At 67.0% G+C, this 14194-nt stretch carries 14 protein-coding genes; 8 read left to right on the forward strand and 6 right to left on the reverse strand.

Features of this window, described 5'->3' with window-relative positions; genetic code table 11:
* Positions 1 to 170 precede the first annotated feature (170 nt).
* The 8 genes from FEI13_RS03425 (at position 171) to FEI13_RS03460 (ending at position 8265) form a co-directional block, all read left to right on the forward strand.
* Positions 171 to 401 carry a hypothetical protein gene (locus tag FEI13_RS03425; protein WP_138179561.1) on the forward strand — a complete coding sequence of 77 codons (231 nt, stop codon included), beginning with the start codon at positions 171 to 173 and terminating at the stop codon, positions 399 to 401.
* Between the two features lie 257 nt (positions 402 to 658).
* Positions 659 to 1324, forward strand: coding sequence for an ABC transporter permease (locus tag FEI13_RS03430; RefSeq protein ID WP_138179563.1), 666 nt, complete (start codon positions 659 to 661; stop codon positions 1322 to 1324).
* Positions 1325 to 1437: 113 nt separating this feature from the next.
* The gene (locus FEI13_RS03435) at positions 1438 to 2616 is read left to right on the forward strand and encodes an ABC transporter ATP-binding protein (RefSeq protein ID WP_138179565.1); all 1179 of its coding nucleotides are present in this window, start codon (positions 1438 to 1440) and stop codon (positions 2614 to 2616) included.
* Positions 2617 to 2620: 4 nt separating this feature from the next.
* Complete coding sequence (locus tag FEI13_RS03440; protein WP_138179567.1) at positions 2621 to 3352, forward strand: ABC transporter permease; 732 nt, start codon at positions 2621 to 2623, stop codon at positions 3350 to 3352.
* A 100-nt stretch (positions 3353 to 3452) separates the two neighbouring features.
* Complete coding sequence (locus tag FEI13_RS03445) at positions 3453 to 4334, forward strand: glycine betaine ABC transporter substrate-binding protein (RefSeq protein WP_138179569.1); 882 nt, start codon at positions 3453 to 3455, stop codon at positions 4332 to 4334.
* Between the two features lie 51 nt (positions 4335 to 4385).
* Positions 4386 to 5435: an MmgE/PrpD family protein gene (locus tag FEI13_RS03450; protein ID WP_275668709.1), complete on the forward strand. Its 1050-nt coding sequence runs from the start codon at positions 4386 to 4388 to the stop codon at positions 5433 to 5435.
* Positions 5436 to 5540: 105 nt separating this feature from the next.
* Positions 5541 to 6383 carry a nitrilase-related carbon-nitrogen hydrolase gene (locus FEI13_RS03455; RefSeq protein ID WP_138179571.1) on the forward strand — a complete coding sequence of 281 codons (843 nt, stop codon included), beginning with the start codon at positions 5541 to 5543 and terminating at the stop codon, positions 6381 to 6383.
* Positions 6384 to 6801: 418 nt separating this feature from the next.
* Entirely contained in the window at positions 6802 to 8265 is a 1464-nt protein-coding gene (locus FEI13_RS03460) for an alanine/glycine:cation symporter family protein (RefSeq protein ID WP_138179573.1), read from the forward strand.
* A 94-nt stretch (positions 8266 to 8359) separates the two neighbouring features.
* On the opposite strand, the gene FEI13_RS03465 is transcribed toward FEI13_RS03460, so the two are convergent.
* The 6 genes from FEI13_RS03465 to FEI13_RS03495 all read right to left on the reverse strand — a co-directional run bounded on the left by FEI13_RS03465 (position 8360) and on the right by FEI13_RS03495 (position 14175).
* Positions 8360 to 8836 carry a YbhB/YbcL family Raf kinase inhibitor-like protein gene (locus tag FEI13_RS03465; RefSeq protein WP_138179574.1) on the reverse strand — a complete coding sequence of 159 codons (477 nt, stop codon included), beginning with the start codon at positions 8834 to 8836 and terminating at the stop codon, positions 8360 to 8362.
* Between the two features lie 198 nt (positions 8837 to 9034).
* Positions 9035 to 9316 carry a hypothetical protein gene (locus tag FEI13_RS03470; protein ID WP_138179576.1) on the reverse strand — a complete coding sequence of 94 codons (282 nt, stop codon included), beginning with the start codon at positions 9314 to 9316 and terminating at the stop codon, positions 9035 to 9037.
* Between the two features lie 82 nt (positions 9317 to 9398).
* Positions 9399 to 10340: a pirin family protein gene (locus FEI13_RS03475; RefSeq protein WP_138179578.1), complete on the reverse strand. Its 942-nt coding sequence runs from the start codon at positions 10338 to 10340 to the stop codon at positions 9399 to 9401.
* Positions 10341 to 10542: 202 nt separating this feature from the next.
* Entirely contained in the window at positions 10543 to 10962 is a 420-nt protein-coding gene (locus FEI13_RS03480) for a VOC family protein (RefSeq protein WP_138179580.1), read from the reverse strand.
* 270 nt (positions 10963 to 11232) lie between these two features.
* Positions 11233 to 11688, reverse strand: a complete 456-nt coding sequence (locus FEI13_RS03485; protein ID WP_138179582.1) for an aminoacyl-tRNA deacylase — start codon at positions 11686 to 11688, stop codon at positions 11233 to 11235.
* A 999-nt stretch (positions 11689 to 12687) separates the two neighbouring features.
* Positions 12688 to 14175 carry a CoA-acylating methylmalonate-semialdehyde dehydrogenase gene (locus tag FEI13_RS03495; protein ID WP_138179586.1) on the reverse strand — a complete coding sequence of 496 codons (1488 nt, stop codon included), beginning with the start codon at positions 14173 to 14175 and terminating at the stop codon, positions 12688 to 12690.
* Between the last annotated feature and the right edge of the window lie 19 nt (positions 14176 to 14194).

Below are 14194 nucleotides of genomic sequence, written 5' to 3' on the forward strand. Positions count from 1 at the left end.
CACCGCCCAAGGTAGAGCAGAGCATACCGACAGCGGCCCCGCTGACCAAGGTATCAGAGAGACTGCCGTACTGACGGTCAGCCGATGCCCTCGATGACAAGCGGGCGGCGAGACAGTGGCGTCGTCATCTGCGAGCGTCGCCCGCAGGAGATCGCCGGGGCTATTACCTGGTGCGCCTGCACCATGCCCACGGCGGCAGCCAGCTGGTCGACGCCGACGGCCAGGCCAGGCGCTTAACCGGCACCCAGTGGGTGAGCCGGGCGCTGTTGCCGCTGGGCATCACCCACGGCGTGCTGACCTGGGCCGAGGTCACCGACGAAATGATCGGCCTGCCCACAACCCCAAGCGACCCGCCGAGCGTGCTGGCCCACGGCACTCGGGTGGCCTTCCAGACCCGCTAGCCGGATGGCCGCCTTGCCCCTATTCTCATGCCAGTCCCCGCCATTCGGTGCTGGCATCATCATCTTCAATAATTGGCATTTTGGATCTTCATCTATATCAATAACAATTGGCTATGTGACTCTGATACGCTAAGCCGGTTTTCGCGCCCCAGCCCCTGACACTGCCCTGCGCGCGGTGCCGACGCCGCATGACTCCCCGGCCGCCCTGAGAGATGGTGCGGGCCGGCATCAGAGGCAAAGAATAAAGGAGACGTCGATTGGAACTGTTTCAGTACGCCCTGGATAACCTGGAGCTCTTGTTATCCCGCACGGTCGAGCATATCTCGCTGGTGGGCGTGGCCGTCGGCATCGCCACCCTGACCGGGGTGCCGATCGGCATCGCCATCACCAAGAACGAGCGAGCCGCCCGGGCCGTGCTCTACATCGCCTCGATCATCGTGACGATCCCGTCCATCGCGCTGTTCGGGATCATGATCCCGATCCTCTCGCTGATCGGTCAGGGCATCGGCTACCTGCCGGCGGTCATCGCGGTGCTGCTCTATTCGCAGCTGCCGATCATCCGCAACACCTATACGGCGATCAACAACGTCGACCCGGCCCTGCGCGAGGCCGCCCGCGGCATCGGCATGAGCCCCAACCAGCGCCTGCGCATGGTCGAGATTCCGCTGGCCGTGCCGGTGATCATGGCCGGTGTGCGCACCGCCGTGGTGCTCAACATCGGCGTGATGGCGATCGCCGCCTACATCGGCGCCGGCGGGCTCGGCACCTTCATCAGCCGCGGCATCTCCCAGTCCGATCCACGCCAGCTGATCATCGGCGCCGTGGCCGTCAGCGTGCTGGCGATCATCGTCGACTACTCGCTGCTGGCGCTGCAGAAGCGCCTGACGCCCAAGGGCATGGAGCGCGCCGCCGCCACGGCCTGAGCCGTTCCCGCGCCACGTTCTCTCGAGCAGAGACAGCCGCCGATCCGATGACGCTGCCGACCTGACAAGACGGCCACCCCGACAAGGCCGCCGCCCCAGACAAGGACCGCTACATGATTCGACTCGATAACCTGACCAAGGTCTTCGACACGCCCAAGGGCGCCGTGACCGCCGCCGACCACATCAGCATGGAGGTGCCGAGCGGCGAGATCTGCATCCTGCTCGGCCCCTCGGGCTGCGGCAAGACCACCACCCTGAAGATGATCAACCGCATCATTCGCCCCACCTCGGGCAAGGTGTTCATCAACGGCGAGGACACCACCAGCCTCGATACCCAGGACCTGCGCCGCAGCATCGGCTACGTGATCCAGCAGATCGGCCTGTTCCCCAACATGACCATCGAGGAGAACATCACCGTGGTGCCCAAGCTGCTGGGCTGGGACAAGGCGAAGTACAAGGAGCGCGCCAGGGAGATGATGCGCATGATCGCGCTGGAGCCGGACGCCTTCCTCAAGCGCTACCCGAGCGAGCTCTCCGGGGGCCAGCAGCAGCGCATCGGCGTGGCCCGGGCGCTGGCCGCCGACCCGCCCGTGATGCTGATGGACGAGCCCTTCGGCGCCATCGACCCGATCAACCGGGCGGTGATCCAGGACGAGTTCCTGAAGATGCAGCAGGAGCTCAAGAAGACCATCATGTTCGTCAGCCACGACATCGACGAGGCGATCAAGATGGGCGATCGCATCGCCATCTTCCGCGAAGGCCGGCTGGTGCAGTACTCCGAGCCCGACGAGCTGCTCGCCGCGCCCAAGAACGAGTTCGTCGAGTCCTTCCTCGGCGAGGACCGGGCGCTGAAGCGCCTCAACCTGGTCAAGGTGCGCGACCTCGCCAGCGACGAGATCGGCCTGGTGCGCCCCGACGACACCCTCGAGACGGCGCTTGCGCGCATCGAGGACTACGGCTACCAGAACAGCATCGTGATGGTGAACGCCAAGCGCCAGCCGGTGGGCATCATCAACGCCGCCGTGGCGCGCACCACCAAGGGCCATTGCCGTGACCACTTCCAGAGCGTGCCGGTGGTGGTGAGCCTCGACGACGACCTGCGCAAGGTCGCCTCGCTGATGTTCTCCAACGACATGACCTGGGTACCCTGCGTCGACGACGAGGGCCGCATCGTCGGTCAGATCACCCAGCGGTCGATCACCCACCACCTGGGCTCGCGCTATCGCGCCCATTCCGGGGCCGACGACACGGTCGGCGAGGCGTCACCGTCATCATCGGCCACCAAGGAGTAAGCCCATGCCGACGCTGAACCTCTCCGGGGCCATGCGCCTGCTGGTGCTCGTGGCGGTCTTCATGGCCGGGATCTGGAGCCAATCCAGCGGCGTGATCGACGACTTCATCTTCTATCTGCCGGACGTCCAGTTCCTGGCGGTGCAGCACCTGTGGCTGACCGCCATCTCCGGCAGCCTGGCGATCCTCGTCGCCATCCCGCTGGGCATCCTGCTGTCGCGCCCCAGCATGGCGCGGGTCGCCGAGTCCGCGATGCAGGTGCTCAACGTGGGCACCACCATTCCCACCCTGGCGGTGCTGGCGCTGTCGATGAGCTTTCTGGGCATCGGCACGGTGCCCGCGGTGTTCGGGCTCTTCGTGGCGACGCTGCTGCCGATCACCCGTAACACCTACACTGGCCTCAAGGGCGTATCGCCGGCCCTCAAGGAGGCCGCCGCCGGCATCGGCATGTCACCGGGCCAGCGCCTGCTGCGGGTCGAGCTGCCCAACGCGCTGTACGTGATCTTCGCCGGCATCCGCACGGCGCTGGCCATCAACGTCGGCACCGTGCCGCTGGCCTTCTTGATCGGGGCCGGGGGCCTGGGCGAGCTGATCTTCACCGGCATCGACCTCTACGACCCGGTGATGATGCTCTCCGGCGCGATCCCCACCGCCCTGCTGGCGGTCGTGGTCGACATGCTCATCGCCATCACCGCCTTCCTGGTGGTGCCGCGAGGGGTGAACCCGGCGCGTGCCTGATGCGGCGCGGCAGGTGGCGCCTGGCCCACCGCGAGTCGCGACCCGACGCAACATGAACCATCCAACGCAAGACGCATGACCCACAACAAGGAGTGACTCCATGAAAACACTGATGACCCTGCTCGCCGGCGCGGCACTGGCCGGCAGCCTGACCACCGCCCAGGCCAACGAGATCGTGGTGGGCGGCAAGAACTTCACCGAACAGCAGATACTGGCCAGCATGACCAGCCAGTACCTCGACGGCCTCGGCTACGACGTCGAGAAGCGTTCCGGCATGGGCTCCGCCGTACTGCGCCAGGCCCAGGAAAACGGCCAGATCGACCTCTACTGGGAGTACACCGGCACCTCGCTGATCAACTACAACGACGTCACCGAGCGCCTGTCGCCGGAAGAGACCTACTCACGCGTCAAGGAACTCGACGCCGAGAAGGGCCTGGTGTGGCTCGAGCCCTCCGACGCCAACAACACCTACGCCCTGGCCATGCGCGAGGATGACGCCGAGGAGCGTGGCATCGAGACCCTCTCCGACCTCGCCCAGGCGATCAACGACGACGAGGGCCTGACCTTCGCCCTGAACGCCGAGTTCTACGCCCGCGAGGACGGCTGGCGCCCGCTGCAGCAGGCCTACGACTTCCGCGTCGGCCGCGGCGACCTCAAGCGCATGGACTCCGGCCTGGTCTATCAGGCGCTGCGCGACGGCCAGGTGGAAGTCGGCCTGGTGTTCGCCACCGACGGTCGCATCCCGGCCTTCGACTTCCGCGTGCTCGAGGACGACCAGAACTACTTCCCGGCCTACGCCCTGACGCCGGTGGTGCGCGAGGAGACCCTCGAGGCCAATCCCGAGCTCGCCGAACAGATGAACGCCCTCTCCGGACTGCTCAATGACGAGACCATGTCCAACCTCAACGCTCAGGTCGACGTTGAGAAGGTGACCATCGAGCGCGTCGCCGAGAACTTTCTCGAGGAACACGACCTGCTGTGATCGGCGTTTGAGCGGAGGCTCGTCCTGCAGGGGGCCTGGCTGATCGATGCCCTGGACGCCCACGACGGCCAGGTGCTGACCAAGGGCCATGCGGGCGTGGCCCTGCTGCCGGGCCTGCTGGCCCTGCCGGAGGTCGACACGCTCTCGGGACGCGATTTCCTGGCCCTGCTGGTCGTCGGCTACGAGATCGCCACTCGCGCCGGCATCGCCCTGCATGCCACGAGCCCGGACTACCACACCTCGGGCGCCTGGAATGCCCTGGGCATGGCCGCGGTGGCGGCGCGCCTGCGCGGTGTCGATACCGAGACTCTGCATCATGCACTCGGCATCGCCGAGTTCTATGGGCCGCGCAGCCAGATGATGCGCTGCATCGATCATCCGACGATGCTCAAGGACGGCTCCGGCTGGGGTGCCATGACCGGCCTTTCGGCGGCCCTGCTCGCCGAGGACGGCTTCACCGGTGCGCCGGCGCTGACCGTGACCTCGCCGCAAGCCTTGGCCACCTGGCACGACCTGGGCGAGCGCTGGTACGTCCATGAGCAGTACTTCAAGGCCTACCCGGTGTGCCGCTGGGCCCAGCCGGCGGTGGAGGCCGTGCTCGCCCTGGCCGGGGAGATTCGCGATCCGGCGCGCATCTCCCGCATCGAGATCGTCACCTTCCATGAGGGCAAGCGCCTGCATGTCACGCACCCCGAGACCACAGAACAGGCCCAGTACAGCCTGCCCTGGTCGGTGGCCTGTGCGCTGGGTCGCGGCACCGTGGATGTCGCCGGCGTCTGCGATGAGCTCGATGCCCCGGACCTCAAGGCGCTGGCCGGCAAGGTGGAGATCCGGGAGGACGACGCCTTCAACGCCCGCTTCCCCGCCGAGCGTTGGGCCCGCGCCCGTCTGCACCTCGACAGCGGTAAGGTTCTCGAGAGCCCGGACCTCGAGGCCCGTGGCAACCCGGACAGCCCGCTCACCGATGCCGAGGTGCTGGCCAAGTATCAGGCGCTGGCACAGCCCGTGCTGGGTGAGCGCGCGGCCAGGCTTCGCGACGTGGTGATGAGCCTGGAGACACGCCCGGCAAGCGATCTGCTGGCACTCTTGGGCGCACCTTGAAGCGCCGACGGACGGGTGCGATGATCCGCGCCGTCCTAATGCCCGCCCGGTGGCCGACATGCCCCGGCCGAAACCCGCCACCACCCGCCACAGCGAGACTCGACCATGCACTATCAGGACCATCTGCGTGTCGGCGCCGCCCAGATCAACGCCGCCCTGGGCGATGTCGATGCCAACCTCGAGCGTCACCGCGAGATGATCGCCCAGGCCCGCCGGGCGGGCCTGGAGCTGCTGGTGTTCCCGGAGCTCTCGCTGACTGGCTACAGCCTCGGCAACCAGGTGATCGAGCTGGCCTGCCCCGCCCACGATCCGCGGCTGACCGACCTCGCCCGAGAAGCCGGCGAGATGCAGACGGTGGTCGGCTTCGTCGAGGAGGCGAGCCCCGGCGAGTACTACAACGCCCTGGCGATCCTCCAGCACGGCGAGCTGCAGGCCGTGCATCGCAAGCTCAACCTGCCCACCTACGGCGGCCTGGAGGAAGGCAAGCTCTTCACCCACGGCAGCGAGTTCACCCAGGGCACCGTGCAGCCGGGCTGGTCGGCGACTTCGCTGATCTGCGCCGACCTCTGGAACCCGGGGCTGGTCCACGCCGCCCTGCTGGCGCGGCCCGCGGTGCTCTGCGCGCCGATCAACTCGGCCTCGGGCATCGTCAGCCAGGACTTCTCCAACGAGCAGAACTGGGCGGTCAACCTGCATTTTTACGCCATGACCTACGGCACGCCGGTGATCATGGCCAACCGCTACGGCCCCGAGGGAGAAAGCCACTTCTGGGGCGGCTCGCGCATCCTAGGCCCGCGCGGCGAGATCCTGGCCCAGGCCGAAGATCGGGAGATGCTGATCGAGGCGACGCTCTCGCGCACCGCCATCGCCCGGGCCCGCTTCGAGCTGCCCACCCATCGCGACGCCGACACCCCGCTGGTGCGCGACCTGATGGCCGGCTATCGCTGAGCCGAGCGGCGCAGCACGGCAGCGTGGGCACCCAAATCAACACCTACGCCTGATCGCCACTCGCGCCGCCGCCCGGCGGCGCGATTCGTGCCCTGCCTCGCTCGTCGCTAGCATCTCGCTTCGCTCCCTCGTCGCCCCGGCATCACGTCCGCCCGTCTCGCCCCTCCCTCTCGCTCGACGTCGCTCAGGCTCGCCCCGCATGATGCGACAGGCCTCCCCTCGACAGCGAACACACGCTCGGCCACCAGGGCTCCCTCGACATCGAACACCTTGTTGACAAGCAATAACCTACTGTTTCCCGAAGATCGACGGAATATCTCTGCATAAAAAACGATATTTTCAGTGATCCTTGCCATTTACACCTATTCGTGAAGAATGACGCCCCGAATTCATCGCGCATACGGACAATCACGACACCATGGACCTCACTCTCCCCTCATTCTTCACGGACCTCGTGGCCGCCGGTAACGGTCTAGTCTGGGGCAGCCTACTGATCTACCTGCTGATCGGCGCCGGCCTCTACTTCACCGTCATGACACGCGGCATCCAGTTCCGCTACTTCGGGCACATGTTCAAGCTGCTGCGCCACTCTCGGGAGGCCGATGGCGGCATCTCCTCCTTCCAGGCGCTCTCCACCAGCCTCGCGGCCCGGGTCGGCACCGGCAACCTGGCCGGCGTGGCCGTCGCCATCTACTTCGGCGGCCCCGGCGCCATCTTCTGGATGTGGATGACCGCGCTGGTCGGCATGGCCACCAGCTTTGTCGAGTCCACCCTGGCCCAGGCCTTCAAGGTCGACCACGGCGATCGCACCTACCGCGGCGGCCCGGCCCGCTATATCGAGCGCGGCCTCGGCCTGCGCTGGCTGGCGGTGGCCTTCTCGGTGTGCCTGATCATCGCCTTCGGCCTCGCCTTCAACAGCGTGCAGTCCAACTCCATCGCCCAGGCCATGCAGGAGGCCTTCGCGCTGCCCACCTGGAGCATCGGCGTGGCGCTGGTGGTGGTGGTGGCGCCGATCATCTTCGGCGGCCTCAAGTCCATCGCCCGGGTCGCCGAGCTGGTGGTGCCGCTGATGGCGGTCCTCTACCTGCTGCTGGCCCTGGTGGTGGTGATGCTCAACGCCTCGGAGCTCCCGGCGGCGCTGATGACCATCCTCAAGAGCGCCTTCGGCCTCGAGCAGGCCGCCGGCGGCGCCATGGGCTACGCCGTGGCCCAGGCGATCATGAACGGCATCAAGCGCGGGCTCTTCTCCAACGAGGCGGGCATGGGCTCGGCGCCCAACGCCGCCGCCACCGCCTCCACGCACCCGAACCATCCGGCCGCCCAGGGCTTCGTGCAGATGCTCGGCGTCTTCCTCGATACGCTGGTGATCTGCACCGCCACCGCCGCCATCATCATCATGGCCGGCCCGGAGCTGCTGGCGAGCGACGAGGCCAACGGCATCCAGCTCACCCAGATCGCCCTCTCCCAGCAGGTCGGTGACTGGGGCGGCCAGTTCATCGCCATCGCGATCCTGCTGTTCGCCTTCACCTCGGTGATCGCCAACTACTCCTACGGCGAGTCCAACATCGAGTACCTGGCCGGTCCCAAGCGCGCGGCGCTGTCGATCCTGATCTATCGCCTGGCGGTGCTCGCCATGGTGATGATCGGCGCGGTGACCAGCCTCAAGCCGATCTGGAACTTCGCCGATCTCTCCATGGGCCTGATGGCGCTGATCAACCTGGTCGCCATCCTGCTGCTCTCGCCGATCGCCTTCGCGCTGTTCCGCGACTACGAGCGCCAGCTCAAGGCCGGCCAGGAGCCGAGCTTCGACCCCGACCGGTTCCCCAAGCTGGCCGACAAGGTCGACCGCAAGGCCTGGCCGGGTAGCGGCAAGCACGGCTGACCGCGTTTGCTTCCCCAGCCAACGAAAACGCCACGGCTCAGCCGTGGCGTTTTCGTTGGGGGAAGCGACGGGCGTGTCGCTGGCGGCTACGCGATCAGTCGCGGCGATAGCTGCCGACCAGGCGGTTCATGCCCAGCAGATGCGGCTCGAGCTGGGTGAGCAGCTCCGGCAGGGTCAGGCCCTCGGGCAGCTCGGTGTGCGTATCCAGCGCCAGCACCCAGAAATAGTAGAGGTGTACGCCGTGGCCCTCAGGCGGCATGGGGCCGCCGTAGCCGAGGCTGCCGGTATCGTTGACGCCGGCGGTGCCCAGAGTGGTGGCCTCGTCGAGCGCTGTGACGTCGGCCGGCAGGTTGTAGAGCAGCCAGTGAACGAAGCCGTAGCTGCCGTTGTTGACCAGCGGGGCGTCCGGGTCGTGGCAGATCACCGCGAAGCCCTGGGTGCCCTCGGGCGCGTCGCGCCAGGCCAGCGCCGGCGACACGTTCTCCCCTTCCCCGGTGTGGCGGGTGGGGATCGCCTCGTGGTGCACGAAGGCGGAGCTGGTGAGCTGCATGCTCGAAGGTGCAAAGGCCATGAGGGCAACCTCCTCTGTAGACGTGTCGGGTAAACGGTCGCGCGTCATGGCACCGGCCACGACGCTCTCATCAGTGCATGATGGTCATAGGCGGCGGATTCAACCCGGGTGGCCCCGACAGCCTTGAACGGAGGCACCCCCTCCTGCCGCCGACTCGCTCGGCCCTGACCCCTTCGCGTCGCTCTCGGCCGGATCGGATCAGGGCGAGAACTCGCCGAGCATCCGCAGGGTATCGACCTTCAGCCGATCCTCCTCCATGGCCTGATTGGCCTCGTCGGAAGCCATGAAGGCCTGGAAGCGCTCCATGTCCGGCACCTCGAGGATCAGCCCCACCGAGTTCGGGTGCTCGGGGTTCTTGAAGGTACGGGCGGAGACCCCGATCCGGGCGAACATCTCGTGGCGACTGCCGGGTCCTGGCGTCCAGGCCTTGGCCCAGTGCTCGCCATCCTCGACCTCGTGAAACACGATCAACGTTGCCATCAGCGTTTCCTCCTTCATGAATTGGACATGCCAAGATGTGAACGCGACCGGCTCAGCGAGATCACCATGACGCGGCTCGTTCCTACTCCTTCCAGGGCAGCGGCGGCGGCATCAGCGCCTCGCCTTCAAAGGCGGGAATACTGCCGAAGCGTTCGCTGCCGGCCTCCCAATCACGCTGGGCCTCGGCGATCTCAGCCTTGCTATGACCGACGAAGTTCCACCAGACCAGGATCTCCTCGCCCAGCGGTTCGCCGCCGACCAGGATGGCGCGACCGCCCGCGGGCAGCGTCAGGGTGACGCCGTCGCGGCCACTCCCCAGGTAGGCCAGCTCGTTGGCGGGGAAGGTATCGCCCTCGATCTCCAGGCCACCCTCCAGGGGCAGCACCCCGTACTCGAAGTCCTCCCGCAGCACGAGCGCCAGGGTGCCGCCCTGCTCGCTCGCGAGGTCCAACCCCACCAACGCCGAAAAGGCCAGCGTCGGCGCCCGGTGGCCGGCGAACTCGCCGACGAGCAGGGTGAAGTCGGTACCCGTCTCCTGCCAGCGCGGCAGGGTCGGGTAGTGATCGAAGCGCGGGTCGGTGCGACGGTCGGCCTCGGGCAAGGCGATCCACAACTGGGCGGCGTGCAGGCGGATCTCACCGGCCACCGATTCCTCGGTATGGCTGATGCCCCACCCCGCCGTCATCAGGTTGACCTGGCCGGGGCGGATCACCTGTTCGTTGCCCAGGCTATCCCGGTGCAGCACCTCTCCCTCGATCATCCAGGTGAAGGTCTGCAGGCCGATATGCGGATGCGGCCCGACCCGCAGGCCCCGAGAGCCCACTTCGAAAACCGCGGGGCCGGCATGATCGAGGAAGCACCAGGCCCCCACCAGCCGGCGCTGGCGCGAGGGCAGCACCCGATTGACGGGGATGCCGCCGACATCGGCGGTACGCGGGGCGACGTGCTGAACCTGGCGCTTGCCATCGACGACCGGACATTCGAGCGACGACGCCAGGTCGCGATCGTTGACGAGAGTACTCATGAGCTTGCCATCCTGTTCCTGCTGGTAGGGCCCGCGCTGCGAGGGTTGCCTTAAGAATAGGCCGCCTTGCCCTCCGGCGCATCGGCGTTGGTCAAGCAGCAGCATGGAAATTGCGCGCGAGGTTTATCGGGGATTAGGCGGGGCGAAGCGGACACTTCTGGGGCGGGAACCCCCAGTGTCAGGATGAGTGTCGTGCCCTCACCTACTCGCCGGCGTCGTCACTCGGCCCAATCCAGCAGAAGGGGTTGTAGGCCACCTCCCACAGGTGGCCGTCGGGGTCGGCGAAGTAGCCGGAATAGCCGCCCCAGAAGACCGGCTGCGCCGGTTTGACCAGAGTGGCGCCGGCGGCCACGGCCTGCTCGAGGAGGGCATCGACCTCTGCCTCGGAGCCCAGGTTGTGCGCCAGGGCGACCCCACGAAAGCCGCCACCCTCGGCCGGCACACCGGCGTCCTCGGCGAGGGCCTCGCAGCCATACAGGCCCAGCCAGCTGCCGTTGAGGGGGAAGAAGGCCACTGTGGGCGGCGAGTCCATCCGTGGCAGGCCCAGACCCTGTTCGTAAAAGCGGATCGAGCGCGCCATGTCGCTGACGCCGAGGGTAATCATGCTGATTCTGGGGTTCATGGCGGCTCCTTCCGATGGGCGATCCGCCCTCGCACGGCCATGCGCGGCAGGACGTCGAATCGCTGAGAACGGTCATAAGAATCAGCACTGTAAATGATGCAAGGCCCAACCGGCTCGCAAGCTCAGCCCACCCTCGCCGCCAGGGCGATCACGCAGTGAGAACAAGAAAAGCCGACCCGCAGCGCCGTTGCATCGCTGACGCCGTTACCGGCGTGTCATACGGGGCAAGGCTCGACTCCGCCCCAGTGCCGGGGCGGGATCGATGGGTCGTCACATCGCCACTTCCGCCGGTTTCACGAGCCGATCGAAGGCACTGTAGGAGAGCTGCATGACCTCCCGGTGGCTGCCGGCGTTGAAGGCAATCAGGTCGGCCTCGGCCAGGTGCGGCGAGACGAACACCTCCAGGTCGAAGAGGTTGCCGAACGGTGGCATGGCGCCGGGCTCTTCGCCGGGGAAGCACCGCTGGAAGTCGGCCTCCTCTGCCAGCTCGACGGCCTGGGCGCCAACGGACTGGGCCAACCGCTGCAGGTCGACCCGGTCAGTGGCCGGCAGGACCGCCAAGGCGAATCGGCCATCGATCTTGACCAGGACACTCTTGGCGAAGTGCCGGCCGGGCACGTGCACCGCCTCGGCGATCTCCTGGGCGGTATAGGCGGGGGAATGCTGCAGGATCACATACTTGACACCTTGCTCATCAAGGTGGCGCGTCACTCTCTCCGTCGACATGGGATCACCTCCTCGTGTTCGTCAGTCGAAAATTCTTACTACGGATAAGTATAGTTGACATCCTCCCCCGCCTGGAGGCCAAGGCGCTTGACGATGCCAACACGCCGTAAGGGCCTCGGCCGCCGGTCCAACTCCCCCCGCTCGGCAAGGGCCTCGTGGCCATACAGTCCCAGCCAGCCGCCATTGAGGGGGGAAGGCGACCGAGGGCGGCGAGTCCATGCGCGCCCCCCGAGTTCCCACAAGGCGGGATAATCGCCGCGATCGAGTAGGAGGGGGAGTTGCCTCCCCCGTCCTCTCACACCACCGGGCATACGGATCCGTACCACGGCGGTTCCTGTCATCCACTATTGGACTAAGCTTCGTTCCGCTGAATTCGCCCCCTGGGTGCTCTGAGCGCTTCGACAGTCTTTGGGCTTCCGGCCCGCCATACAGTTAGCGAGAGCCCTCCGGGGGGAGGCTTCTGCTCGTACACAGCAGAGAGCGGTCAACTATCCACTCGTGACAGGTTCAGCCCTCCAGCTCTTGGTTAGAGAGCCTACTATGGCCTCTGCTGACTCCTGTTCGCCCATCCCGAGACCTCACGGTGCCGGTAGCCAATGGCAGGCGAACGGGTCTCCAGGGCAAGACGCGCGACCTTCCTCCCATCTACCCGCCGCATCTACTTCCACATCATCTGGATAGCTATTGGGGTTCGAGTGTCATGGCCCTCTCACCCAGATGGGACTGCCTCGTATGCGGCTCCTGTTCGTCGGGCCAGGAGTTTGCCTACAGCTTCCTTCAGATTCCGCCTCGCGACGGACACCCTTGCTGTTCAGCTAATGGCTCCCGCTATCAGGGTCCGTAGGGGACTCTCACCCCAAGTCATCCAGCCAACCACCACGGTTGACCGGATAGCGCCTGAACGGCGCTGCGTGCCATGCCTGGCGCACCACAAAAACGCCCACCCCGGCTGGGCCGGGGCGGGCGTGATGCTCGGCCACAATCAGCCGATCAGCTCGCTCAGGACGGGAAGCTGAACTGGGCGCGCTCCTGGGCGCTGCGCTCGGGCCAGCGCTGGGAGACGGCCTTGCGGCGGGTGTAGAAGCGCACGGCATCCGGGCCATAGGCGTGCAGGTCGCCGAACAGCGATTCCTTCCAGCCGCCGAAACTGTGGAAGGCCACCGGCACCGGCAGCGGCACGTTGATGCCGACCATGCCGACCTCGATGGCGTCGGCGAAGCGGCGCGCGGCCTCGCCGTCGCGGGTGAACACGCAGGTGCCGTTGCCGTACTGGTGGGCGTTGATCAGTGCGATGGCCTCCTCGAAGGTATCGACGCGCACCACGCAGAGCACCGGGCCGAAGATCTCGTCGCGATAGATGCCCATCTCCGGGGTCACCCGGTCGAACAGGGAGGCGCCGAGGAAGTAGCCCTTTGATTCTTCGACCAGCGGGTGGGTGCGGCCGTCGACCACCAGCTCCGCGCCGGCGGCGGCGCCCTGCTCGATGTAGCCGGCGACCTTGTCGCGATGGGCGGCGTTGACCAGCGCGCCCATGTCGAGGCCGCGCTCGGTGCCCGGGCCGATCTTGAGCGTGCGGGCCTCGTCGGCGAGCTTGCCGACCAGGGCATCGGCGGTGTCGTGGCCCACGCAGACGGCCACGGAGATCGCCATGCAGCGCTCACCGGCGCTGCCGAAGGCGGCGCCGATCAGGGTGCTGGCGGCGTTGTCGAGGTCGGCGTCGGGCAGCACCACGGCGTGGTTCTTGGCCCCGCCCAGGGCCTGCACCCGCTTGCCGTTCTCGGCGCCGCGCCGGTAGATGGCCTTGGCCACCGGGGTGGAGCCGACGAAGGAGAGCGCACGAACGTCAGGGGCGTCGATCAGCGCTTCGACGGCCTCGCGGTCGCCGTGCACCACGTTGAAGAGGCCCCGCGGCAGGCCCGCCTCATCGAGCAGCTCGGCCATCTTGATGGTGGCCGAGGGCACCTGCTCGGAGGGCTTGAGGATGAAGGCGTTGCCGCAGGCGATGGCCATGGGATACATCCACAGCGGCACCATGGCCGGGAAGTTGAACGGCGTGATGCCGGCGACGATACCCAGCGGCTGGTGGTTGGACCAGGTATCGATGCCGGGGCCGGCGTTGTGGGAGTACTCGCCCTTCAGAAGTTCCGCCACGCCGCAGGCGTACTCGACGTTCTCGATGCCGCGCTTGAGTTCGCCCATGGCGTCCTCGAGCACCTTGCCGTGCTCCTCGGCGACCAGTTGGCAGATCTCGTCGGCGTCGCGCTCGAGCAGCATCTTGAAGCGGAACATCACCTGGGCGCGCTTGGCCGGCGGCAGATCGCGCCAAGTCGGCTGGGCCTCGCGGGCGGCGGCGATGGCGCGCTCCACGGTGGCAGCATCGCCCAGGGCGACGCGGCGGATCGCCTCGCCGCTCGCCGGGTTGAACACGTCGATCCTGCGCTCGCCGGCCACGCGGTCGCCGGCGATCCAGTGGTTCACGTCAGTCATGGGGTCTCTCTTTATCAAT

Origin of the sequence: Halomonas urmiana (assembly GCF_005780185.1) — a bacterium.
Classification (GTDB): domain Bacteria; phylum Pseudomonadota; class Gammaproteobacteria; order Pseudomonadales; family Halomonadaceae; genus Halomonas; species Halomonas urmiana.

Excerpts from the sequence above, each read along its gene's own strand:
- FEI13_RS03475 (WP_138179578.1), bottom strand. The coding sequence starts at position 10,340 with ATGAGTACTCTCGTCAACGATCGCGACCTGGCGTCGTCGCTCGAATGT.
- FEI13_RS03440 (WP_138179567.1), top strand. The coding sequence starts at position 2,621 with ATGCCGACGCTGAACCTCTCCGGGGCCATGCGCCTGCTGGTGCTCGTG.
- FEI13_RS03435 (WP_138179565.1), top strand. The coding sequence starts at position 1,438 with ATGATTCGACTCGATAACCTGACCAAGGTCTTCGACACGCCCAAGGGC.
- FEI13_RS03445 (WP_138179569.1), top strand. The coding sequence starts at position 3,453 with ATGAAAACACTGATGACCCTGCTCGCCGGCGCGGCACTGGCCGGCAGC.
- FEI13_RS03485 (WP_138179582.1), bottom strand. The coding sequence starts at position 11,688 with ATGTCGACGGAGAGAGTGACGCGCCACCTTGATGAGCAAGGTGTCAAG.
- FEI13_RS03495 (WP_138179586.1), bottom strand. The coding sequence starts at position 14,175 with ATGACTGACGTGAACCACTGGATCGCCGGCGACCGCGTGGCCGGCGAG.
- FEI13_RS03465 (WP_138179574.1), bottom strand. The coding sequence starts at position 8,836 with ATGGCCTTTGCACCTTCGAGCATGCAGCTCACCAGCTCCGCCTTCGTG.
- FEI13_RS03460 (WP_138179573.1), top strand. The coding sequence starts at position 6,802 with ATGGACCTCACTCTCCCCTCATTCTTCACGGACCTCGTGGCCGCCGGT.
- FEI13_RS03480 (WP_138179580.1), bottom strand. The coding sequence starts at position 10,962 with ATGAACCCCAGAATCAGCATGATTACCCTCGGCGTCAGCGACATGGCG.
- FEI13_RS03455 (WP_138179571.1), top strand. The coding sequence starts at position 5,541 with ATGCACTATCAGGACCATCTGCGTGTCGGCGCCGCCCAGATCAACGCC.
- FEI13_RS03470 (WP_138179576.1), bottom strand. The coding sequence starts at position 9,316 with ATGGCAACGTTGATCGTGTTTCACGAGGTCGAGGATGGCGAGCACTGG.